General features: G+C 70.5%; 21 protein-coding genes and 2 tRNA genes. 6 read left to right on the top strand and 17 right to left on the bottom strand.

Going from position 1 to position 20,046, the window contains the following annotated elements:
• Window positions 1–99: 99 nt before the first annotated feature.
• The 9 genes from IT780_RS20820 to IT780_RS20780 form a co-directional block, all read right to left on the bottom strand.
• A complete protein-coding gene (locus IT780_RS20820; RefSeq protein WP_199513275.1) occupies window positions 100–702 on the bottom strand; it encodes a TetR/AcrR family transcriptional regulator in 603 nt (200 codons plus the stop codon).
• Window positions 703–746: 44 nt separating this feature from the next.
• Window positions 747–1,328: a VanZ family protein gene (locus tag IT780_RS20815; RefSeq protein ID WP_199513274.1), complete on the bottom strand. Its 582-nt coding sequence runs from the start codon at window positions 1,326–1,328 to the stop codon at window positions 747–749.
• Window positions 1,329–1,632: 304 nt separating this feature from the next.
• On the bottom strand, window positions 1,633–2,313 hold the full coding sequence (locus IT780_RS20810; RefSeq protein ID WP_199513273.1) for a hypothetical protein: 681 nt from the start codon (window positions 2,311–2,313) through the stop codon (window positions 1,633–1,635).
• Window positions 2,304–3,758 carry a hypothetical protein gene (locus tag IT780_RS20805; protein WP_199513272.1) on the bottom strand — a complete coding sequence of 485 codons (1,455 nt, stop codon included), beginning with the start codon at window positions 3,756–3,758 and terminating at the stop codon, window positions 2,304–2,306. The genes IT780_RS20810 and IT780_RS20805 overlap by 10 nt, the downstream gene beginning before the upstream one ends.
• Window positions 3,759–3,796: 38 nt before the next feature.
• Entirely contained in the window at window positions 3,797–4,648 is an 852-nt protein-coding gene (locus IT780_RS20800) for an ATP-binding cassette domain-containing protein (protein WP_199513271.1), read from the bottom strand.
• Entirely contained in the window at window positions 4,645–5,490 is an 846-nt protein-coding gene (locus IT780_RS20795) for an anti-sigma factor (RefSeq protein WP_199513270.1), read from the bottom strand. The genes IT780_RS20800 and IT780_RS20795 overlap by 4 nt, the downstream gene beginning before the upstream one ends.
• Window positions 5,487–6,056, bottom strand: a complete 570-nt coding sequence (locus IT780_RS20790; RefSeq protein WP_307831286.1) for an RNA polymerase sigma factor — start codon at window positions 6,054–6,056, stop codon at window positions 5,487–5,489. Before IT780_RS20790 ends, IT780_RS20795 begins: the two co-directional genes overlap by 4 nt.
• Window positions 6,057–6,189: 133 nt before the next feature.
• Window positions 6,190–7,089 (bottom strand): sulfurtransferase, encoded by a 900-nt coding sequence (locus tag IT780_RS20785; RefSeq protein ID WP_199513269.1) that lies wholly within the window; start codon window positions 7,087–7,089, stop codon window positions 6,190–6,192.
• Between the two features lie 5 nt (window positions 7,090–7,094).
• Window positions 7,095–7,868 (bottom strand): SGNH/GDSL hydrolase family protein, encoded by a 774-nt coding sequence (locus IT780_RS20780; RefSeq protein ID WP_199513268.1) that lies wholly within the window; start codon window positions 7,866–7,868, stop codon window positions 7,095–7,097.
• A gap of 149 nt (window positions 7,869–8,017) precedes the next feature.
• On the opposite strand from IT780_RS20780, the gene IT780_RS20775 reads away from it, so the two are divergent.
• The 4 genes from IT780_RS20775 to IT780_RS20760 all read left to right on the top strand — a co-directional run bounded on the left by IT780_RS20775 (window position 8,018) and on the right by IT780_RS20760 (window position 11,621).
• Window positions 8,018–9,742, top strand: a complete 1,725-nt coding sequence (locus IT780_RS20775; protein ID WP_199513267.1) for a proline--tRNA ligase — start codon at window positions 8,018–8,020, stop codon at window positions 9,740–9,742.
• Between the two features lie 111 nt (window positions 9,743–9,853).
• Window positions 9,854–10,246 carry a CBS domain-containing protein gene (locus tag IT780_RS20770; protein ID WP_199513266.1) on the top strand — a complete coding sequence of 131 codons (393 nt, stop codon included), beginning with the start codon at window positions 9,854–9,856 and terminating at the stop codon, window positions 10,244–10,246.
• Between the two features lie 299 nt (window positions 10,247–10,545).
• Window positions 10,546–10,983 carry a SufE family protein gene (locus IT780_RS20765; RefSeq protein ID WP_199513265.1) on the top strand — a complete coding sequence of 146 codons (438 nt, stop codon included), beginning with the start codon at window positions 10,546–10,548 and terminating at the stop codon, window positions 10,981–10,983.
• A complete protein-coding gene (locus IT780_RS20760; RefSeq protein ID WP_199513264.1) occupies window positions 10,980–11,621 on the top strand; it encodes a DsbA family oxidoreductase in 642 nt (213 codons plus the stop codon). The genes IT780_RS20765 and IT780_RS20760 overlap by 4 nt, the downstream gene beginning before the upstream one ends.
• A 35-nt stretch (window positions 11,622–11,656) precedes the next feature.
• Here IT780_RS20760 and IT780_RS20755 read toward each other — a convergent pair whose 3' ends face one another.
• Window positions 11,657–12,205, bottom strand: a complete 549-nt coding sequence (locus IT780_RS20755; protein WP_199513433.1) for a YbaK/EbsC family protein — start codon at window positions 12,203–12,205, stop codon at window positions 11,657–11,659.
• 434 nt (window positions 12,206–12,639) lie between these two features.
• Between IT780_RS20755 and IT780_RS20750 the strand changes: the two genes are divergently transcribed.
• Window positions 12,640–13,116 (top strand): hypothetical protein, encoded by a 477-nt coding sequence (locus IT780_RS20750; RefSeq protein WP_199513263.1) that lies wholly within the window; start codon window positions 12,640–12,642, stop codon window positions 13,114–13,116.
• 221 nt (window positions 13,117–13,337) lie between these two features.
• Here the strand turns inward: IT780_RS20750 and IT780_RS20745 are convergent, their stop codons facing one another.
• Window positions 13,338–13,736: an NUDIX domain-containing protein gene (locus tag IT780_RS20745; protein ID WP_199513262.1), complete on the bottom strand. Its 399-nt coding sequence runs from the start codon at window positions 13,734–13,736 to the stop codon at window positions 13,338–13,340.
• A 128-nt stretch (window positions 13,737–13,864) separates the two neighbouring features.
• Between IT780_RS20745 and IT780_RS20740 the strand changes: the two genes are divergently transcribed.
• Window positions 13,865–14,749, top strand: a complete 885-nt coding sequence (locus IT780_RS20740) for a sulfotransferase domain-containing protein (RefSeq protein WP_199513261.1) — start codon at window positions 13,865–13,867, stop codon at window positions 14,747–14,749.
• Window positions 14,750–14,843: 94 nt separating this feature from the next.
• On the opposite strand, the gene IT780_RS20735 is transcribed toward IT780_RS20740, so the two are convergent.
• The 6 genes from IT780_RS20735 to gyrA all read right to left on the bottom strand — a co-directional run bounded on the left by IT780_RS20735 (window position 14,844) and on the right by gyrA (window position 20,008).
• The gene (locus IT780_RS20735) at window positions 14,844–15,362 is read right to left on the bottom strand and encodes a helix-turn-helix domain-containing protein (RefSeq protein ID WP_233413196.1); all 519 of its coding nucleotides are present in this window, start codon (window positions 15,360–15,362) and stop codon (window positions 14,844–14,846) included.
• A gap of 430 nt (window positions 15,363–15,792) precedes the next feature.
• Window positions 15,793–15,865 (bottom strand) — tRNA-Ala (locus tag IT780_RS20730).
• 13 nt (window positions 15,866–15,878) lie between these two features.
• Window positions 15,879–16,007, bottom strand: a complete 129-nt coding sequence (locus IT780_RS42040) for a DLW-39 family protein (protein WP_233413195.1) — start codon at window positions 16,005–16,007, stop codon at window positions 15,879–15,881.
• 39 nt (window positions 16,008–16,046) lie between these two features.
• Window positions 16,047–16,123, bottom strand: a tRNA-Ile gene (locus IT780_RS20725).
• Window positions 16,124–16,615: 492 nt separating this feature from the next.
• On the bottom strand, window positions 16,616–17,494 hold the full coding sequence (locus IT780_RS20720; protein WP_199513259.1) for a DUF3566 domain-containing protein: 879 nt from the start codon (window positions 17,492–17,494) through the stop codon (window positions 16,616–16,618).
• Window positions 17,495–17,497: 3 nt separating this feature from the next.
• On the bottom strand, window positions 17,498–20,008 hold the full coding sequence (gyrA, locus tag IT780_RS20715; protein WP_199513258.1) for a DNA gyrase subunit A: 2,511 nt from the start codon (window positions 20,006–20,008) through the stop codon (window positions 17,498–17,500).
• Window positions 20,009–20,046 lie beyond the last annotated feature (38 nt).

The following is a 20,046-nucleotide window of genomic DNA, read 5'->3' as shown; positions in this document are numbered from 1 at the left end:
GCCGGCAGCAGCCGGTGGGCCGCCGCCAGGCATCCAGCCCGGGGGCGTCGGGCTTGATGATGAGTTCGGCTTCGACCATGTGCTCGATCTGCCGGTCGGTCAGCGGCCGATCAGTGCGTGCATGGTCGCCTCGCGCAGGAGGGCGGCCCGGCGTTGGCGGTCGACCTCGCCGCCCAGGAACGGCGTCGAGTTCATCAAGCCGAACGCCGAGTGCGCCAGTACCCGCGCCTCGCCGGCGTCCAGTTCGGGACGCAGCGTGGACAGCACTCCGACCCACTCCTCAACGTACAGGCGCTGCAGTCGCCGGATCTGTCGCTTCGGCTCCTCGGGCAACCTGTCCAGTTCGTGCAGGTGCAGCGCGATCACCGCGGGATTGGCCAGCGCGAACTCGACGTGGAACTCGATCAGGTCGGACAGCGTGGCCTGCGCGTCGCCGGAGTGACGCCCGACCCGCTCGCGGCCGCCGTGCAGGAGGCTCTCGCTGACCGGGATGAGCGCGGCGACCAGCATGGCCTCCTTCCCGGCGAAGTGGTGGTACAGCGCCGGACCGGTCACCCCGGCGGCCGAACCGATGTCGTCCATCGATACGCCGTGATATCCGCGGGCGGCGAAGAGGCCGACCGCGATCTCGAGGATCTCGTCCCGGCGCGACCGGCGGCGAGGGGCCGGCGGTCCAGGACGCTGGTGCTGATCTACCGTCACCTGGCCACTCTAACCCGCTGTCAAGCCGAGTACTTAACGGTCGTTCAGGCAGCGTGGTCCGGCACCTCGGCCGTACCCGGCGGGACACTTTGTCGGCTATGCGGCGGCGGAATCTCCCCGGCCGGCACGGGACACGCCCACCATCGCCGCGAGGCCGCAGCAGCCACCACGGCCCCGACGGTATTGATGAGCACGTCATCGGCGCTCGACACCCGGCCGATGGCCAGCACCCACTGGAGGGCCTCGACCACACCTGAGGCGACGGCAGCCACCACCGCCACCCGCCAGAGGGAAGCGAAAGAGTCGAACCGCAGCGGCAGAAAGAAGCCCAGGGCGGCAAGGACGAGCAGATTCCCGACAATCTGAGCCGCCGCGGTGCCCGGGCCGCCCGACACCCATGACGGCAGATCGTGCAGCGGTACGAGGTCGACCGAGCGCGGAGCGGCCTGCGGCGTGAAGAGCATGACGGCCCAGGGCAACGAGCCGGCCACCATCCCGACCTCGGCGATCGCATACCGGCGACCCGATCTGCGCCGACGCCACCGGTACGCCAAGAAGCTCGCCGCCGGAAGGAGGACGAGCGCGACGACGATGGTGACGCCGTGATCCCGCCAAGCCGCACCCATCGCCGCACCGTATGCCGCCCGGCCAAATCGACGCCGTGTCCGATGGATCGTGCGGCGAGCGGCTCATGGCTCAGGATCGGGCTCGGGAGAAAGCCGACAGCTGTGCCCGCAGCCATCTCAGCCGTCTCAGTGCGTTTCAGCCGCTTCAGCGGTCTCAGCCGTCTCCGCGGTCTCAGCCGTCTCCGCGGTCTCAGCGCGGCGGGCGAAGCACGAACGCTTGCGTCGGACGGGGGCGCGGCGGATATCCCTCGTCCTTGGTCCAGCGAAGCCGACGAGGCCGGCGACGTGCGCGGCGCCCACTCGCTCACGACTCACCCACTAGGTCGGGCGTCCCGACACCGGCGCGTTTCCGCGGGCGCCACGGCCAGACCTCCCGGTTCGCGAGCACCAACGCGGCGGCGAGGACGGGCAGCATGGGTAGCCACCAGTCGTGGGCCACATCCCACTGCGGGGAATCCGGAAGAGGCCATGCCGAGTACTTGGCCGGCAGGAAGAGCGTGGCGACCATCAGACCGCCCTGCGTCGCCGGGCCGGCCACGGCAGTGGTGAGGGAGTGCGCCCGTCGGGCGGCCACGGCGGCACCCACCAGCCCGGCCAGCCCACACACGGCCGCCTCCACTGCGAGATCCGGGGACGGGAGCCGACCAGGAGCCACGCTGGCGACGGCGGCCCGATGCAGACCTGCCCATATCGCCGCGGCCGGGATGAGGACGACGACGACGCGTAGCCATTGCCGCAGCCAGCGCGGGGTCGGCGTCACCGACAGCGGAGCCATCGGGTCGACCATGGCGAAGCTCGCACCCGCGCCGAGGACGACAGCGGCGATCCGTACGCCCCAGATCTGGCTCGCCGGAGCGGGTGCGCCGGCAAGCGCGGGAAGCAGGGCGAGCGCAGACACCGCGGTCGCGGCGGCGAGAGGGAGCCACGGCACGAGGCGCACGACCGGCGTCGCGAGGAGAAGCAACTGACGAACCCTCACGGACATGCCGCCTCCTGGTCGGCGGCCGGCAGGTTGGTCACCCCGAACGGCGCGAGCAGGTCACCGACCGGGGCTGCCGACCGCACCGCGCCCCAGTTGTCGGCCACCAAGGCGGTCACCCTGTCGCGGGGTACGTCGAGCAGGCGCTTCGCGGCCTCGATCTCGGCCTCGCCGACGTCGACCCGGCCGAAGTGCAGGTTCTTCGGATCGTTGAGCAGCGCACGGCCGTCTTCGCCGGACTGGCCGAGCAGCCACAGAGCGATGACGGTGCGCAGCTGACCTGCGCCCGAACATCTCGGTCCGGTGCTCAGCTCCAGCGAGCCGCCCGGAAGCACCGCCCTGTTGCGCTCGGGCAGGCTGCCAGGCCCGGGCCGGCCCGCGAGCTGATCCGGCATCCCGAGGAGCACGCGCACGTACTGCGTGGTGAGGTCGGTGCGGCTGGTGCGTGCCCACGAGCCGTGGCGGCCCCAGTGTTGGTCGACGACCACGCTGGTGGCGGGCCCGGCACCCTGCCGCACAATCGGCACATCGGTGACGCCGACGGGCAGCGCCGAAACCACCGGATCAACCGCTTTTTCCCACAGCGGGACCCAGCGCCCGTACCCGTGCAGCGCGCAGTACGTCACCCTGTTCCGTTGCTCGCAGTGCTGCACCGACTCGTCGAGATAGGGCTGCGCCGCCTCGGGGCCGGCCGGGAGCCGCTCGTCCTGTTGCCGCTCCACGGCGACAACGGCGACCACGAGCGCGACCGCCAGGACGGCCGAGGCCAGGATCCGCCAATGCCGGAGAAGCGCACCCGCGATCACGACCAGGAGAAGGGCAACCAGGTAGACCAGGTGGGCGCCGGTCGGCCGGGGCATCGTCGGCGCCACGTTCTCGTCGACCACGACCGGGAACAGCAGCCAGGCCAGGGCGTCCGCGCTGGATCCCAGCACCGGCAGGATGGCCAGCACCGCCGCGAGGCCGAAGAGGGTCAGCGGACCGGCTGCAGTCGACGGCAGCCACCGACCCACCGCGACGCCCACCGCCGCACCGATCATCGGGCTCACGACGGCTACCGCCATGAGCCACGGGTCGAAAGCACCCGCCGGCCACGACGGGAGCAGCAGAACCAACTCGACGCCCACGACCAGCACAGCCACGAGTCCTGCCGTCGGCACGAGCGCCAGCAGCCCCACCGTCCTGCGGCGCGCCGGGCTGGGCAGCGTACGGGCTGATTCCGTCGCGCCGTGCCGGTGGTCCCGCGACGCCGCCAGGTGCCCGATCAGCACGAGGAAGCCGGCGAGCACCAGGGACGCCATGCCGGAGTTCGCCGTGAACACGTCCCAGCGCGGCTCGGTCGTCCAGCCCCACGCCGTACACAGGGCCACGGCCAGGACCGCCCCGATCCACAGGGTCGACATGCCCAGCAGCAGGCGTGCTTCCTTGAACGCCAGCGATCTCGTTGCCACACGCGTCGCAGCTCCACCGGGCCTGACGAGCGTCGCGGTCATCGGACCGCCACCTCCGGGCCCAGCAGCATCAGGTAGCCGTCCTCGATCGAGGGCTTGACCGGCGTGCCGTTCGCCGGCTGCGGCCCGAGTGTGCGGAACTCGCCGTCGGAGTTACGCCAGTACAGCGGGTTGGTCTCCGGTGGCTCGGCGGACAACCACACCTGGCCTTCAGCCTGCTGCGCGAGGCCTCGGGGGGTGCCGTCGTACACCGCTCGCCCCTGCTTCATCACCACCACACGTCCGCAGAGCGCGCCGACGTCTTCCGTCTGGTGGGTGGAGAGCAGCACCGTACGCGTCTCCCCGAGCCGGGAGATCAGGGCGCGGAAGAGCATGCGCTGCTCGGGGTCCAGTCCCACCGTCGGCTCGTCGAGGATCAGCAGATCGGGCTCGCCGAGGAGCGCCTGGGCGAGCCCGAGGCGCTGGCGCATCCCGCCGGACAGCTTCCGCACCTTCACGGTGGCTCGGTCGGTCAGCCCGACCTCCTCCAGCACCCGGCGCACCTCGGCACGGCGGCGACGCCCGTCTGTCATCTCCTTCAGCACGGCGACATAGTCGAGCAGCGCGGCGGCGGAGAAGTTGGGATAGAGGCCCGGGTCCTGCGGCAGGTAGCCGAGGCGACGGCGCAACGCGGTCCGTTGGGCGCCGACGGCCGGATCCAGCCCGTACGCCTCCACCCTCCCCCGATCCGGTGCGAGCGCCGTCGCCAGGCAGCGCAGCAGGGTGGTCTTCCCGGCGCCGTTGGGACCGAGCAGGCCGGTCACGCCGATGCCGATGTCCAGGTCGAGATCGTCCACCGCGGTCGTGGATCCGTAGCGCTTGCTGAGCCCTTGAATGCGGACGGTGGTCATCTCGTCTCCCCCGGGTCGAGGCGGCGTCGGCGCACGGTCAGGACAGCGGTCGCCACGGCAGCCGCGGCGAGGTAGCCGGCCTGAGTGACCGGGCCGAAGAACAGCGTCTGAACAGGTGAACCGGCGATCGCCACCCCGCCGACGACGATCAGCCACAGTCCGCCGAAGACTCCGGCGGCGGTGGCGAGGGGCAGGGCTGTGGCCAGCGCAAGGGTGCTGACGCACAGCAGGAAGGCGGGCAACAGCCATGCGGCGGCCAACCATCCCGGCCCGGGAAGCAGGAGCGCCGCGACGGCGCCCATGGCCATGGAGACCCCGACGACAGCCGTCGCCCGCCACAGCACCAGCGACGGTCCGGCCACGGGGGTCGCCGAGGTGATCTCATGCATCGGGTCGGCGGGTGGGCCGTACGCGGTGGCGACCGCCAGCACAGGAAGCACAGGGGCAAACACCAGGAACAACACCAGCGTCGTACGGGCGCCCTCCTGACCGGTATAGGCAGCGGCGACGCCGAACGCGAGCACCGCGGCTGTGGCCAGAAGCCACGACCAGCGCAGGGCGGGAGTGGCAGCCAGCAGCCGCACGCGATGCTCGGGGAGCCCGACTCCTCCCAGCGCTCGCTCTGCCCGGCTCTGTCGAGGGACTTGGAGGGCCTCCGTCACCACGCTCCAGCTGCGCTCGAGCCAGGCGATGTCGGTCGGCACAGCCGCGCGGCAGAGTGCGCACGCTCGCAGGTGCGCGTCGACCGCCATCACGCGACTGGAGGTGAGCCGACCACCCGCGTACGCATCGAGAAGCTCCGCGTCGGCGTGCCAGGTGGCGGCGGTTTCCTTCGAGGTCATGCCAGCAACTCCCGTAGCCGTGCCCGGGCCCGCATCAGCCGGGTCTTCGCCGTGCCTTCCGCGACGCCGAGGTAACGCGCCGCTTCCTTGACCGTGAGGCCGTCGATCGCCGTGGCCTGGATGACCGCGCGCAGTTCCGGCGAGAGCCGGTCGAGGGCCTTGCCGAGGTCGCCGTGCTCGACCCGGAGAAGCACCAGGTCCTCGGCTGACGGCACGGTCTCGACGTCCTGCTCAGGAATGCCGCCCACCCACCGATGACCCGGCCCGCGGAGGTTGCCGATCAGCCGCCGGATCGCGATGGTCCAGATCCAGCCGGCGGGATCGGCGCGGGTCTCGCGATAATTCCGGGCATCCCGCCAGATGGCGACGAACGTGTCCTGGATCGCGGCGTCGACGACGTCAGGGTCCGCACAGCGGCGCGTGAGCCGGAACCTCAGCCAGGGTGCGTGGCGGCCGTGCAGCAGGTGCAGGGCCTCCATGTCCTCCGCGGCGATGGCGCGCAACAGCTCGGCGTCGCTGCTGTCCTGGGTCACCGGCCGGACCGGTGTCTGCCTTCTGCGCCTCACACAAGGACTATCGCGAAGCGAGCCGAATTTGGTTCACGCGGCGAAGCCTGCCTGTGGAAAACCTCGACGGCGCCCGGCCCGCAAAAGAAGACGCCGTCCGGATACCCGGACGGCGTCAGCGAGAAACAGCAGGTCAGGAGAGCCCGCCGGGCTCCGCACCCTTGGCGATGGGCGCCCGGACCAGGTTTCCCCACTCCGTCCAGGAACCGTCGTAGTTCCGCACCTGCGGGTAGCCGAGCAGGTGGTGCAGCACGAACCAGGTGTGACTCGACCGCTCGCCGATCCGGCAGTACGCGATGATGTCGTCGCCCGATTCGAGGCCGAGCTCGTCCTGATAGATCTTGGTCAGCTCATCGGCCGGCTTGAACGTGCCGTCCTCGTTGGCGGCGGACTTCCACGGCTTGCTGACCGCGCCGGGAATGTGCCCGCCGCGCAGCGCGCCCTCCTGCGGGTACGCCTCCATGTGGGTCAGCTCACCCGTGTATTCCTGCGGGGACCGCACGTCGACGAGGGGACGGCCGCTCGAGAGGTGCGCCATCACCTGGTCACGGAAGGCGCGGAGCTGGCTGTCGTCGCGCGTGGGGATCGGGTACGTCGCGGGCGGGCGTACCGTCTTCTCCCGGGTCGTCTTCCGTCCCTCAGCCACCCACTTCTGCCGGCCGCCGTCCAGAAGCCGCACGTCGCGGTGCCCGAACAGGCTGAAGACCCAGAGCGCGTACGCGGCCCACCAGTTGAAGTTGTCGCCGTAGAAGACGATCGTGTCGTCCCGGCCGATGCCCTTGGCCTCGCACAGCGCTGCGAACTGGGCCGGGTCCAGGTAGTCGCGGGTGAGCTGGTCGTTCAGCTCGAGGTGCCAGTCGACCTTCACGGCGCCGGGGATGTGGCCGGTGTCGTAGAGCAGGACATCCTCATCCGACTCGACAACCACCAGGCCGGGGGTGTCGAGGTTGGCGGCGAGCCAGTCGGTGGTGACCAGCTTCTCGGGGTGGGCGTACGCCTGCAGAGACGGCGCCGGGTCGTTCGCAACGGACATGTCACTCACGCTATCGCGTCGATGGGAGCCAGCCGGGGTCGCTTCGCCGTGACCTCGTCACCGGATGAGTCGCCGACGAGCCGCCGCTTCAGCCAGGGGGCGAAATGCTGCCCGGCCCAGCGCAGGTCGGCGCCGCGGGCCAGGAGCCAGGGCGTCGGCGCGGGCATCGGCGGGACCAGCATCCACTCCTCGTCGACGCCCACGCCGAGCGTGGTCAGAACGTGGGCGGCGACACGTCGATGTCCGGCGGCCGACAGATGCAAGCGGTCCGCACTCCACATCAGCGGGTTCCGGAAGGCGTCGTCGGCGAAAAGATCTATGAGGTACGCGCCGTGCCGCTGAGCCAGCTCACGCACGCCGTCGTTGAGCGCCGCAGCACGAGGGCCGACGATGCGCTGGCCCGGCAGGTGGCCGGTAACGTCCGCGAACCGGAAGAGGATGACGTCGGTGCCGGCTGCGCGTAGCCGCCCGATGACCGGATCGAGCCGGTGTACGAGGCCCCACGGGTCCACCTTGCGGCGCAGCACGTCGTTGCCGCCCGCGGCGAAGCTGACCAGGTCAGGCCGCATCGCCAGGGTCGGCTGCACCTGTTCGGCGACAACCTGGTCGAGCAGTTTGCCGCGGACGGCCAGGTTGGCGTACCCGAAATCGGGGCCGGTCTCGACGGCCAGCCGGGCCGCCACCAGGTCTGCCCACCCGCGGTAGGTCCCGTCGGGATAGTCGTCATCCATGCCTTCGGTGAAGCTGTCACCCATCGCCACGAAGCTCTTCCAGGTCATGCCCCCGCCCCCCTGAACGTCTCCTCAGTCGCAGATCCAAGGCGAGTTTTCCACCGGTCGGCGACGAACGGCAGAGTGACGCTGGCGACACTGGGCAGGGGCGCGATAACGGGATGTTTCTGTCGGTGGGCCTCCCTAGGCTCTCGGGCATGCTCACGCGAATGTCCACGATGCTGCTCAAGACCCTGCGCGAGGAGCCGGCGGAAGCGGAGGTGCCGAGCCATCGGCTGCTCCTGCGGGCCGGTTACATCCGCCGCGCGGCGCCGGGCGGATACACGTGGCTGCCGCTCGGCAAACTCGTCCTCGACCGCGTCACGGCGATCGTCCGGGAGGAGATGGCCGGCATCGGCGGCCAGGAGGTCGCCTTCCCGGCCCTCCTGCCGCGAGAGCCCTATGACGTCACCGCACGCTGGACGGAGTACGGCGACGACATCTTCCGGCTGAAGGACCGGCGCGGGGGCGACTACCTGCTCGCCCCGACCCACGAGGAGATGTTCGCGCTGCTCGTGCAGGACATGACGAGCTCCTACCGCGATTTCCCGCTGATCCTCTTCCAGGTGCAGACCAAGTTCCGCGACGAGGCGCGTCCCCGCGCGGGGCTGCTGCGCGGCCGGGAGTTCCTGATGAAGGACTCCTACTCGTTCGACCTGTCGGAAGAAGGACTGCGCGAGGCGTACGCGAAGCACCGGGCGGCCTATCAGCGCATCTTCGAACGGCTCGGACTCGACCACACCATCGTGTCGGCGGTGTCCGGGGCGATGGGTGGCTCCGCGTCCGAAGAGTTCCTCGCCGTGTCGGAGGTCGGAGAGGACACCTTCGTCGGCTGCACCCGGTGCGACTACGCGGCTAACACCGAGGCCGTGGTGACGCCCGCGCCGCCTCCGGACAGCCGCGAGCACGGTGCGCTCACCGTCCACGACACTCCCGCGACGCCGACGATCGCATCCCTCGTCGACCTGGCCAACGCCCGCGCGCTCGACGGCCGCACCGACTGGACGGCGGCGGACACCCTCAAGAACGTGGTCGTCTCCGTTCACCACCCCGGCAAGAAGGACGAGCTGCTGGTCATCGGCGTTCCCGGTGACCGCGAGGTCGACATGAAGCGCCTGGAGGCGGCCATCGCCCCCGCCACCGCGACGATGTTCGACGACTTCGCCTCCCGGCCCGACCTCGTCCGCGGCTACCTCGGTCCGCAAGGTCTCAAGGTGCGATACCTCGCCGATCCACGCGTCGTCACCGGGAGCGCATGGTTGACCGGCGCCAACCAGCCCGGGAAGCACGCGACCTGCGTCGTAGCGGGACGCGACTTCACACCGGACGGCACGATCGAGGCGGCGGAGGTCCGCGCCGGCGACCCCTGCCCCCGGTGCGGCGAGGGTGCGCTGACCATCCGCCGCGGCATCGAGATCGGGCACATCTTCCAGCTCGGCCGCCGCTACACCGATGTGTTCAAGGTCGACGTGCTCGGCGCCGTCGGGCGACCCGTACGCCCGACCATGGGGTCCTACGGCATCGGCATCTCCCGCGCGGTGGCCTCGATCGCCGAGCAGCACCACGACGACCGCGGCATCATCTGGCCCGACGAGGTCGCTCCGGCCGACGTGCACGTCATCGGCGCCGGCAAGGAGGGGCAGATACCGGCGGCGCTCGAGCTCGCGTCGCACCTGTCGGCCGCGGGGCTGCGCGTGCTGGTCGACGACCGGCCGCAACTGTCGGCCGGGGTCAAGTTCACCGATGCGGAGCTGATCGGCATCCGACGCTGCGTCGTGGTCGGCCGCCGTCTGTCCGAGGGGTACGCGGAACTACGCGATCGCCGTACGGGTGAACGCCGCGACGTCGCCCTGCCGGAGGTCGTCGATGCCGTCGCAGGCTGATCGGCGGCCGGCCGCGGCGATCCCTCGCCCGAGGGGCACGGGGTGTAATCGATGAGACGGTCGGGTACCCGCTCGCGTAACGGGCGGGTACGAGCGCGGGGAGGTACAGCCATGGCTCGGACGGCAGTGGCGGACGTGATGACCCGGAAGGTCGTCTACCTGCCGGGCGACACGATGCTCGACGAGGCGGCCCAGGTCATGCGCGACCAGGGCATCGGCGACGTCATCGTGACCAACGGCCCCACCATGTCCGGCATGGTCACCGACCGCGACATCGTGGTCCGGGCGATCGCCGAAGGTCTGCCGCCGCACTCGACGACCCTGGCATCGATCGCCACGGTGGAGCTCATCATGGTGGAGCAGGCCGCGACGGTGGAGGAGGCGGTGCAGGCGATGCGCGAGCGCGGCGTACGCCGGTTGCTGGTGTGCGACGCCGACCGCAAGGTGGTCGGGATTCTGAGCCTGAGCGACGTCGCCCTGGTTCCGACCTCAGCGCCGGCCTGACCCATTCGGCCCGGGCCGCCGATCTGTACGCGCGCGGCACGAGGCGCTGGCGCGACCCGTCCGGCAGGGCTTGCCTGCCGACTCGCTCACCGGCGCCGGGACCGCCGGTTGCGGGACGCGTTGATGCTCCAGCTGATCGTCAACGACTTGGTCGTCGGGCGGCGGCCAGACGGTGCAAGGCTCGTTGGCGCGCACCGGCTGATCGTCGACAGCTGGCCGGGACGGACGTGGCCATCGACACCCGGTTGGCCGGCCGGCGGGACCGGCGATGGGTGCTTGGGCGACGTAGGGTCACATCCGTGAGCGACATGCCGCCGAAGCTGGCCGAGATCGTCGACGAGTTCTCCTCCGCGCCTCGGGAGGTCGTGCTCGAGATGCTCCTGGAGTTCGCCGACTCGGTGCCTCCCCTGCCCGCCGAGCTCAAGGATCACGAGGGCATGGAACAGGTGCCGGAGTGCCAGACGCAGTTCTTCCTCCGCGCCGAGGTGCAGCCGGACGAGACGGTCAAGACGTGGTTCGACTGCCCGCCCGAGGCGCCGACCACGCGGGCCTTCGCGGGCATCCTGTCGGAAGGGCTCGAGGGCGCCTCGGCGGGCGAGATCCTCACCGTGCCCGACGACCTGTACAGCAGGATGGGCCTGGCCACGGCGATCAGTCCGCTGCGCATCCGTGGCGGGACGGCGATCCTGGCTCGGCTCAAGCGTCAGATCCGCGAGCAGGAAGAGGCCCGAGCGTGAACATCGAGGTGTGGTCGGACGTCGTCTGCCCGTGGTGCTACATCGGCAAGCGTCGGCTGGAGGAGGCGCTCGACGGGTTCACCGGGGACGTGACTGTCACGTTTCGGGCGTACCAATTGGATCCGAGTCCCGTGCCGCAGCCGGTGCCGACGAAGCAGGCCCTCGCGCAGAAGTTCGGCGGCGCGCAGCGTGCGGAGCAGATGTTCGCGCACGTCACCGCCATCGGTGCGGCCGGCGGGCTCGCGCTCGATTTCGACCGGGCGATCAACGCGAACACGTTCGACGCGCACCGGCTCATCGCGTGGGCAGCCGGGCAGGACCTCCAGCTGATGATGATCGAGACGCTGCAGCGCGCGCATTTCGAGCAGGGCGTCGACATCGGGAACCACGCCGCCCTGGCGCGGCTCGCAGGTTCCATCGGCCTCGACGAGGAGGCTGCACTGGCCTACCTCGCGTCGCCCGCTGGGACGGACGCGGTGAACGCTGACCTGCTGGAGGCGCGCGAGCTGGGCATCACCAGCGTTCCGACGTTCGTGATCGACCGGAAGTACGCGGTGCAGGGCGCTCAGGAGGTAGCGGTGCTCCGGCAGGCCCTCGACGAGATCGCCCGCCGTGAGGCCGTCGACGCGGCTCGATGATGTTCCACGTGAAACCAAGCTAGACCGGCCGGCCGCTACGCCTCACGGGCCAGTCCCTCGATCACCTCGGCCCCGGGCAGCGCCCCCAACGCCGGCCCCGCAATGGCGATCTTGCTGTGCCGTACGCCCGATCCGATGATCACGTGCGGCATCGCGACCACCCGAGAGTCGACCAGCACCGGCCACGACTTCGGCAGCCCGATCGGGGTGATGCCCCCGTACTCCATGCCGGTCAGCCGCACCGCGTCGTCCATCGGCGCGAAGCTGGCCTTGCGCACGTCGAGGTGCCGCCGCACCACACCGTTGACGTCCGCGCGCGTGGTGGACAGGACGACGCAGGCCGCATGCCGGGTCACTTCGCCGCGGCGGCCGGCCGCGATCACGCAGTTCGCGGACTGCTCGAGCCCCACCCCGTACGCCTCGCAGAAGGCCGCGGTGTCGGCCAGCTCGCCGTCGATCGGCGCCACCAGCACGTGGTCACCGTCGATCGGCGCATCCGCCGGCCACACCTCGAGCGCGGCAGCGACCGGCCGGGCGAGCAGGTCCAGGCGAGCGATCGCAGGCTCGAGCTTCAGAGATCCCATCACGCCCGTCATCCTGCCCGCATTCCGACCGGCCAACCACTCAGCCCGCCGTCGGCATCCGGCAGTGTCCCGGCCACCACAAAACCTGCCCAACCCACCCCGTCGCGGCCCCTCGATAAGACCGTCGACACCCGGCAACGTCCTGGCCGCGTGCCGGCCCGGGACGCACGCCTCAGCGGCAGCCCGGTGGCCCGCCTCAACCGGGCGCCGGGTGTCCCGGCCGCCCGAAGGCCTGCCCGCCTCACCGCGTCGCGGCCAATCGAGAAGACCGCCGGCCCCCACTGAACCAAGCCGCCCACATCGAGAAGACCGCCAACCCCACCGAGCCAAGCTGCCCACGCGGCCAATCACATCGAGCTCGCGCACCAGCCGTACCCATAATCAGACCGACCCCCCGCTCAGTCCGACCCCGATCCTGCCGACTGTCATGTGATGTGGAGGAAAGACGCAGCGCACGGGTCGGCACGGTCAGCGGCCTCGCCCTGCTCACCGGCGGTATGGCCGTCGCGGCCGTCGCCGGCGGTGCCCAGTCGATCTTCGCCACCGTGCTGCTCGGTCTGCTCGCGCTCGGCATGGGTCACGCGCTGCTGACCGAAATTCATCGCCAGGCGCGCCGCCGGACCGCGCGCTGGGCCGCGCATGACACCGCCAACGCGACCCTGCTCGCGATCTGGTCGGCGGCCGCTCTGGCCGTCGCGCTCCCGGCCGTCGTCCCGCTGAGGGTCCGGGCCGTCGGGCTCCTTCTGACTTTCGCGTACGCCCTCAGCAGCGCCTACTTCGTCACGGAACGTCGCCGCAGCATCAGCCGCGCCCCGGCCTCCCCGCGGGAACCGGCTCCGACGAGCGGGACGCCTACCCCGGGCGCAGCCCACCCCGACTCCACGAAGCCGATCCCCCGACACCGGGATTGACCGAGGCCAGGCAGCTCCTCGACGCCTCGACGCCCCGCTGGGTCGATGGCTCGCTGGCTCGCTGCCTCAACGGCTCCTTGGGTGCGACGTGCTGGCCGGGCTCATCAGCGACCGGTTCGGTCCCGCCAACTTCACCGCGCTATGGCCAGCCTGCCGACGCTGAGGAGCAGGTCGAAGCCGTTCAGGGCACAGGTGCGGCAAGGCCACCCCGGCTCGGCCGCCTACTCCAGCCGCATCGCAATGATCATGGGCGGGATCGGCACCAGCCCTCCAGCCCCCGGCTCCACGTCCGGCAGCGGCACCCAGGCCAGCCCGATCGGCTCCGGCCCGCCGAGGTGCGGCCCGAGCTCCGGCTCGCCGTCGCCCACCGTGCACGCGAACACCGAGGTCATGCCCGACGGGTACGGCACATCCTGCAGGTACCGCGCCTCCTTGACGACGAGCCCCACCTCTTCCAGGACCTCACGCCGTACGGCGTCCTCCGGGGTCTCGCCCGGGTCGATCCCGCCACCCGGCAGCGTCCACCATTCGCGGCCGCCGTCGCGCCGGCTCCGCTCGTGCACCATCAGCACTCGCCCGTCCCGCACGATGATCGCCGCGGCTCGTTTCCGTCCACTCACGAGTGAAGGCTACTCACGATGAGGCGAAGCCCGCGCGAACGAAGAGGCACGCACACGCGAACGAAAGCCCGTACCCGTGGCTCGGAAAGGGGTCGCGCAGCGTGACGGGGTGACCTAGCTTGGGCGGAATGCGCTACCGCTCCCCCGACGAGGACAGCGCCCGCTGGGACGGCTTCCCGTTCCGCCAGGGCGACATCGTGATCAGTACCCGATCGAAAAGCGGCACGACGTGGGCGCAGATGATCTGTGCGCTGCTCGTCTTCCAGGACCCCGAGCTGCCGGCACCGCTCCCGGAGCTGTCGCCGTGGCTGGACTGGCTGATCGTGCCCCGCGACGAGGTCTATGCCCGCCTGGAGAAGCAGCAGCACCGCCGCTTCATCAAGACCCACACGCCGCTGGACGGAATCCCCCTCGACCCGAGAGCAACGTACGTCGTGGTCGCCCGGCACCCGCTCGACATGGCGGTCTCCCTCTTCCACCAGGGCGACAACCTCAACCGCGCGCGCATCGCCGAACTCCTCAACCCGGGCCAGGACCCGCCCGCGGCCGACGAGCCGGCTCCGGAGGCCCGCCCCCTCCACGACTCCCTCGTTGACTGGATCAACAACGAGGTCGAGCCGGCGGAGTCGCTCGATTCGCTACCGGGAGTCATGTGGCACCTGTCAGACGCCTGGCGTCGCCGCGACGACCCGAACGTCGTCCTGCTGCACTACACCGACCTGGCGAACAACCTCGAAGGCGAGATGCGACGCCTCGCCGCCCGGCTGGCCATCGACGTACCGGAGGAGCGCTGGCCGACGCTCGTCGAAGCCGCAACGTTCGCGCAGATGAGAGCGCGCGCCGACCGTCTCGCCCCGGACCCGGCCGGCATCATGAAGGACCGCAACGCCTTCTTCCGCCGCGGGACGTCCGGCGCCGGCCGCGAGCTCCTCACCTCCGAAGAGCTTCTCCGGTACGAGCACAGAACAGCCGAACTGGCACCGGCAGATCTGCTGGCGTGGCTGCACCGCTGACGGCTTGAGTGCGCGGCCCGTCCTGCGGCCCACCGCTGCCGGACGGGCCGGATGAACGCGCATCGACGAGCCGCGCGACGGCGAGACCTCGGGTTCAGACGCTGCGGAGAACGCGCTCGAACTTCTCGGGTCGCATCGGGCGCGCATGGTCGGCCCGGCTGGCGGCGAAGGCGGCCAGCACCCGGCGACGCTCCGCCTCGGTGAGGATGCCGACGAAGGGCGACGCGGCCCGCAGCTCGACGGCGTACTCGGCGGAGGAGGTCAGCGCGTCGAGAACCGCCTCGACGCCCTGGTCGAGGACGGCGTCCCACCGGTCGAGCCACTCCCAGCCCCGGCCTTCGGGGTGCAGACGGCGGAGACGGCGCAGGTTGATGGCGGCCGCTGCCATGATCGCTCCGGGGTCCTGCACGAGCCGGCCGGCGACCGCCCGGTGCAACCACAACCCCTGCAGCTGCTCCCGGCTCATCCCCGGTTGGATGAGCGCCTCGACATCGGACCGCCGGATCCGCCGCTGCCCCTCAATCGTCACGTACGGCAACAGCCCGCGCAGGCACAGATCGACGACATGAGCCCGCGACGACCGCAGCAGTACCGCTGCCTCGCCCGTGGTCATCCAGCTCCGTGTGCGCATCGTCACACGTGGATATTGGCGCGATGGTTGACCTAATGCAACAACCGAACGGCCGATGGCTCTTTCACGCTCGGCGAGAAAGCCTATCGATGCGCGCCGCGGCCCGGAAGCAGACCGCCGCGGTCCTCGACTACGCCCCACCCAGGGGCAGGGGCGCCCACGAGGCACCGACTGGCGGTGAGGTCGGGGTGGCCGCTGCGGGGGTTGAGGGTGGCCGCTGCGGGGGTTGCCGCTGCGGGGTTGAGCCACCACACCGCCCGGCAACAGATGCGACGCAGAGACTGACGCGGCCCTTCGAGGGAAGCGAGCAGCGAGGTCGCCGGGGCAGGGCGCGCGAGAAAGCCGAGGGCCGTACGAGCGTGAAAAAGCCCCGAGGCCATAACAGCCCGGGGCCGAAGTCGATGCGGATAAGTGGAGCCCAGGGGACTTGAACCCCTAACCCCCGCCTTGCAAAGGCGGTGCTCTGCCAGTTGAGCTAGGGCCCCCAGACCGGGAAACCTATCGCAGGTCGGGTGCCGTCGTGGCCTCGTGCCACAGGGCGCGCTCGTCGCTGGAGGCCTTGACCTTCTTGACCACCAGGGCGGCCGCGCCGACGATGCCGGCGACGAGGAGGAGCTTCTTCAGCATGGGCCTGGTCCCCTTTAGGTCTTCGGCGGAGGACGTGCGTGGTGGGGCTAGCTGGAATCGAACCAGCGACCTCAGAGTTATCAGCTCTGCGCTCTAACCGACTGAGCTATAGCCCCGTGACAGCGACACGAAGGTTACCGTACCCGGTTCCGGTCGCCCAAATCGGGGGCCGCCGGGCCGTCACCGGTCCCACCACGAAATCAGCCCCGGCCCGGCGACGCCAGCGGATTAAGGCGGCGGCCGGTCAAGTCGCCCGCTTCCGACGACGGCCGGGACGTTGGTGCCGGCGGTCCGGAGCCACCCCCGCCCGTGGCGCTCAGCGAGCATCGGGACCGGCGGCGAGGCGGCCAAGCGGCCCCGCGGCCAAGCGGCCCGGCAGCCAAGCGGCCCCGCGGCCAAACGACCCGGCAGCCAAGCGGCCCCGCGGCCAAGCAGCCAAGCGGCCCGGCAGCCAGCAAGCGTCGAAGGGCCTGCGCGACGGGAATCGAGGCATCCGGCGCGCCCCGCTTCCCGGGAGAAACGAAATCGGCCGCCACGCGAACGTGACGGCCGATACCTACGCTCTCAGCGGCGCCGAGTGCCCGGGGCGGGACTCGACGCCGGGCCGGTCAGTCCCGCTCGGCGAGCGTCAGCTCGACGCCTCCGACCAGGTCGGCGCAGACGTTGTAGATGAAGGCGCCGAGGGTGGCCAGCGCCGTGAACAGGACCACGTTCACCGCGCCGATCAGCATGGAGGTGCCGATGACGCCCCAGGCCGTGATGCGGAAGCCGCCGCCCGAGGAGCCGTCGGTGCCGCCCGCGGAGTTGACGAGGCTTTCGAGGCTCTTGTTGACCTCGCCCCACACGCCCATGGCGTCGAGGGCGAGGTAGAGCACCGACGTGGCGACGACCACGACGATGAACAGGACGATGGAGACGGCGAACGCGAACTTCATCACGGACCAGGGGTCGATCCGCTTGAGGTTCAGCCGGGCGCGCCGGGGACCGCGGGCGGCGGCCGACGACACGGTGTTGCGGGCCGAGCGGACGGTCTCCGACACCCGGGCGGCGCCCACGGCGGCCGAGCCGGCGGCGGTGCCACCGGACGGGCGCTTGGGGGCCTCACCGGGCCGCTGCGGGGCCGTGGCGGGGTTCGCCGGTGGTGGCGCGACCCCCGCACGCGCGGCCGGCGCCGCAGGTGCGGCGCCGCCGCTCTTGCCCTTGGTGACGATCGGCACAGTGGCCGAGCCCTTCACCGCGCCCTTCGCCCCCGCGCCGGCCGGGCGCTTGCCGTCGGCCTGGCCGTCGCTGTCGGCGGGCGGTTCGCCCGGCGGCGGGGCCATGCCCGGCGCGCGGGTGAACTTCGGCGGGGACGGGGCTTCGGCGGGGACCGCCGCGCGGCCTGCGGCCTCACGCCCGGCCGGTGCGGCGCCGTCCTTCTTGGGCTCCGCACCGACGGGAGTCGCCGAGGCCCCCGGACCTCCCGACTTCGCCTGTGTCTCCGGCATCAACTAGTCCTGTTCGTCAGGCTCGTCGGCATTACGAGCAAGCGCCACGATGGTTACACCCTCTGGGAGGTCCATCAGCTTGACCCCCATTGTGTTCCGATCCCGCGTGCGCCGTACAGGCTTCACGGGAGTCCGGATGACACCACCATTGCTGGTGATGGCAAACAGTTCATCCTCCGGGTCGATCACGAGCGCTCCGACGAGGCCACCACGACGCTCCGTGATTTTCGCGGTCAGTACGCCCTTGCCACCCCGCCCCTGCACGGGATACTCCTCGATCGGCGTCCGCTTCGCATACCCGCCGTTGGTGGCGACCAAAACGTCGAGGCCCTCACGCACGACCTCCATCGCGAGCAACTCGTCGCTGTCGCCGAAGCGCATGCCGATCACGCCGGAGGTGGCCCGCCCCATCGGCCGCAGCGCCTCGTCGGTCGCGTTGAACCGGATGGCCTGGGCGTTCTTCGACACCAGGAGCAGGTCGTTCTCCGGAGCGGCCAGCGCGGCGCCCACCAACTCGTCATCCTCCCGCAGGTTGATGGCGATGATGCCACCGCTGCGGTTGGAGTCAAATTCGGTGAGGCGGGTCTTCTTCACGAGGCCATTCTTGGTGGCGAGCACAAGGTACGGCGCGACCTCGTAGTTCGGGATCTGGATGACCTGCGCGATGTGCTCGTCCGGCTGGAAGGCGAGCAGGTTGGCGACGTGCTGGCCCTTCGCGACGCGGTTGGCCTCCGGCAGCTCGTACGCCTTCGCGCGGTAGACCCGGCCCTTGTTCGTGAAGAACAGGATCCAGGAGTGCGTCGAGATGACGAAGAAGTGGCTGACGATGTCGTCCTGACGCAGAGATGCGCCGCTCACGCCCTTGCCGCCGCGCTTCTGCGAGCGGTACAGGTCGACCTTCGTGCGCTTCGCGTAACCAGTTCGTGTGATGGTCACCACAACGTCCTCGCGCGCGATGAGGTCCTCCATCGAGACCTCGCCGTCGAACGGGATGATCTGGGTCTTCCGGTCGTCGCCGAAACGACTCACGATCTCGGCGAGCTCCTCCGAGACGATCGCCCGCTGCCGCTCCGGCTTGGCGAGGATGTCCTTGAGGTCGGCGATCTCGACCTCGATGCTGGCGAGCTCGTCGATGATCTTCTGCCGCTCGAGGGCCGCGAGGCGCCGCAGCTGCATGTCCAGGATCGCCTGGGACTGCACCTGGTCGATGTCGAGCAGCTGGATGAGGCCCTGGCGGGCGTCCTCGACCGTGGGCGAGCGCCGGATCAGGGCGATGACCTCGTCGAGCGCGTCGAGGGCCTTCACCAGACCGCGCAGGATGTGCGCGCGTTCCTCGGCCTTGCGCAGACGGAAGGCCGTCCGCCGGCGGATGACCTCGATCTGGTGGTCGACGTAGTAGCGGATGAACTGCGCCAGGTTCAGCGTGCGGGGCACACCGTCGACCAGCGCGAGCATGTTCGCGCCGAAGGTCTCCTGCAGCTGGGTGTGCTTGTAGAGGTTGTTCAGAACCACCTTCGCGACTGCGTCGCGCTTCAGGACCAGGATCAGGCGCATACCCGTACGCCCGGAGCTCTCGTCCCTGATGTCGGCGATGCCGGTGAGCTTGCCCTCCTTGACCAGCTCAGCCACCCGCTCGGCCAGGTTGTCGGGGTTGACCTGGTACGGCAGCTCGGTGACCACGAGGCAGGGCCGGCCGCGCTGGTCCTCCTCGACCTCCACGACGGCGCGCATCCGGATCGAGCCACGGCCGGTGCGGTAGGCGTCCTGGATCGCCTGCTGGCCGACGATCAGCCCCCGGGTGGGGAAGTCGGGTCCCTTGACGATCTCCAGGACCGCCTCGAGGGTGGTGGCCTCGTCGGCGTCGGGGTTGTCGAGGTACCACTGCACGGCCCCGGCGATCTCACGCAGGTTGTGCGGCGGGATCTTGGTGGCCATGCCGACCGCGATGCCCTCGGAGCCGTTGACGAGCAGGTTGGGGAACCGCGCCGGCAGGATCGTGGGTTCCTTGGTCCGGCCGTCGTAGTTGTCCTGCATGTCGACGGTGTCCTCGTCGATGTCCCGCAGCATCTCCATGGCGAGCGGCGAGAGCTTCGACTCGGTGTAGCGCATGGCGGCCGGCGGGTCGTTGCCCGGCGAGCCGAAGTTGCCGTTGCCGTCGATCAGCGGGTACCGCAGCGACCACGGCTGGCCCATGCGGACCAGCGCGTCGTAGATCGACGAGTCGCCGTGCGGGTGGTAGTTACCCATCACGTCGCCGACGACGCGGGCGCACTTGACGTACCCGCGGTCCGGGCGGAAGCCCGAGTCGTACATCGCGTACAGGATCTTGCGGTGCACCGGCTTGAGCCCGTCGCGGACGTCCGGCAGCGCGCGCCCGACGATGACGCTCATGGCGTAGTCGAGGTACGACCGCTGCATCTCGACCTCGAGGCCGACCGGCTCGACGCGCTGGCCCACGCCGCCGCCGGTGGCGTCCTGCGGCTCCTCGGCGGGGATCTCGGGAGTATCCGTCACAGTTAACCCTTACTTACGGTCAAACCCGACAAACGGGT

Source organism: Nucisporomicrobium flavum, assembly GCF_016464385.1.
Taxonomy (GTDB): Bacteria; Actinomycetota; Actinomycetes; order Mycobacteriales; family Micromonosporaceae; genus Actinoplanes; species Actinoplanes flavus_A.
The sequence above is the reverse complement of the archived record's forward strand: the minus strand, read 5'-3'. Positions and strand labels throughout refer to the sequence as shown.

Excerpts from the sequence above, each read along its gene's own strand:
- IT780_RS20815 (WP_199513274.1), bottom strand. The coding sequence starts at position 1,328 with ATGGGTGCGGCTTGGCGGGATCACGGCGTCACCATCGTCGTCGCGCTC.
- IT780_RS20810 (WP_199513273.1), bottom strand. The coding sequence starts at position 2,313 with ATGTCCGTGAGGGTTCGTCAGTTGCTTCTCCTCGCGACGCCGGTCGTG.
- IT780_RS20800 (WP_199513271.1), bottom strand. The coding sequence starts at position 4,648 with ATGACCACCGTCCGCATTCAAGGGCTCAGCAAGCGCTACGGATCCACG.
- IT780_RS20795 (WP_199513270.1), bottom strand. The coding sequence starts at position 5,490 with ATGACCTCGAAGGAAACCGCCGCCACCTGGCACGCCGACGCGGAGCTT.
- IT780_RS20785 (WP_199513269.1), bottom strand. The coding sequence starts at position 7,089 with ATGTCCGTTGCGAACGACCCGGCGCCGTCTCTGCAGGCGTACGCCCAC.
- IT780_RS20780 (WP_199513268.1), bottom strand. The coding sequence starts at position 7,868 with ATGACCTGGAAGAGCTTCGTGGCGATGGGTGACAGCTTCACCGAAGGC.
- IT780_RS20775 (WP_199513267.1), top strand. The coding sequence starts at position 8,018 with ATGCTCACGCGAATGTCCACGATGCTGCTCAAGACCCTGCGCGAGGAG.
- IT780_RS20770 (WP_199513266.1), top strand. The coding sequence starts at position 9,854 with ATGGCTCGGACGGCAGTGGCGGACGTGATGACCCGGAAGGTCGTCTAC.
- IT780_RS20755 (WP_199513433.1), bottom strand. The coding sequence starts at position 12,205 with ATGGGATCTCTGAAGCTCGAGCCTGCGATCGCTCGCCTGGACCTGCTC.
- IT780_RS20740 (WP_199513261.1), top strand. The coding sequence starts at position 13,865 with ATGCGCTACCGCTCCCCCGACGAGGACAGCGCCCGCTGGGACGGCTTC.
- IT780_RS20735 (WP_233413196.1), bottom strand. The coding sequence starts at position 15,362 with ATGACCACGGGCGAGGCAGCGGTACTGCTGCGGTCGTCGCGGGCTCAT.
- IT780_RS42040 (WP_233413195.1), bottom strand. The coding sequence starts at position 16,007 with ATGCTGAAGAAGCTCCTCCTCGTCGCCGGCATCGTCGGCGCGGCCGCC.
- IT780_RS20720 (WP_199513259.1), bottom strand. The coding sequence starts at position 17,494 with ATGCCGGAGACACAGGCGAAGTCGGGAGGTCCGGGGGCCTCGGCGACT.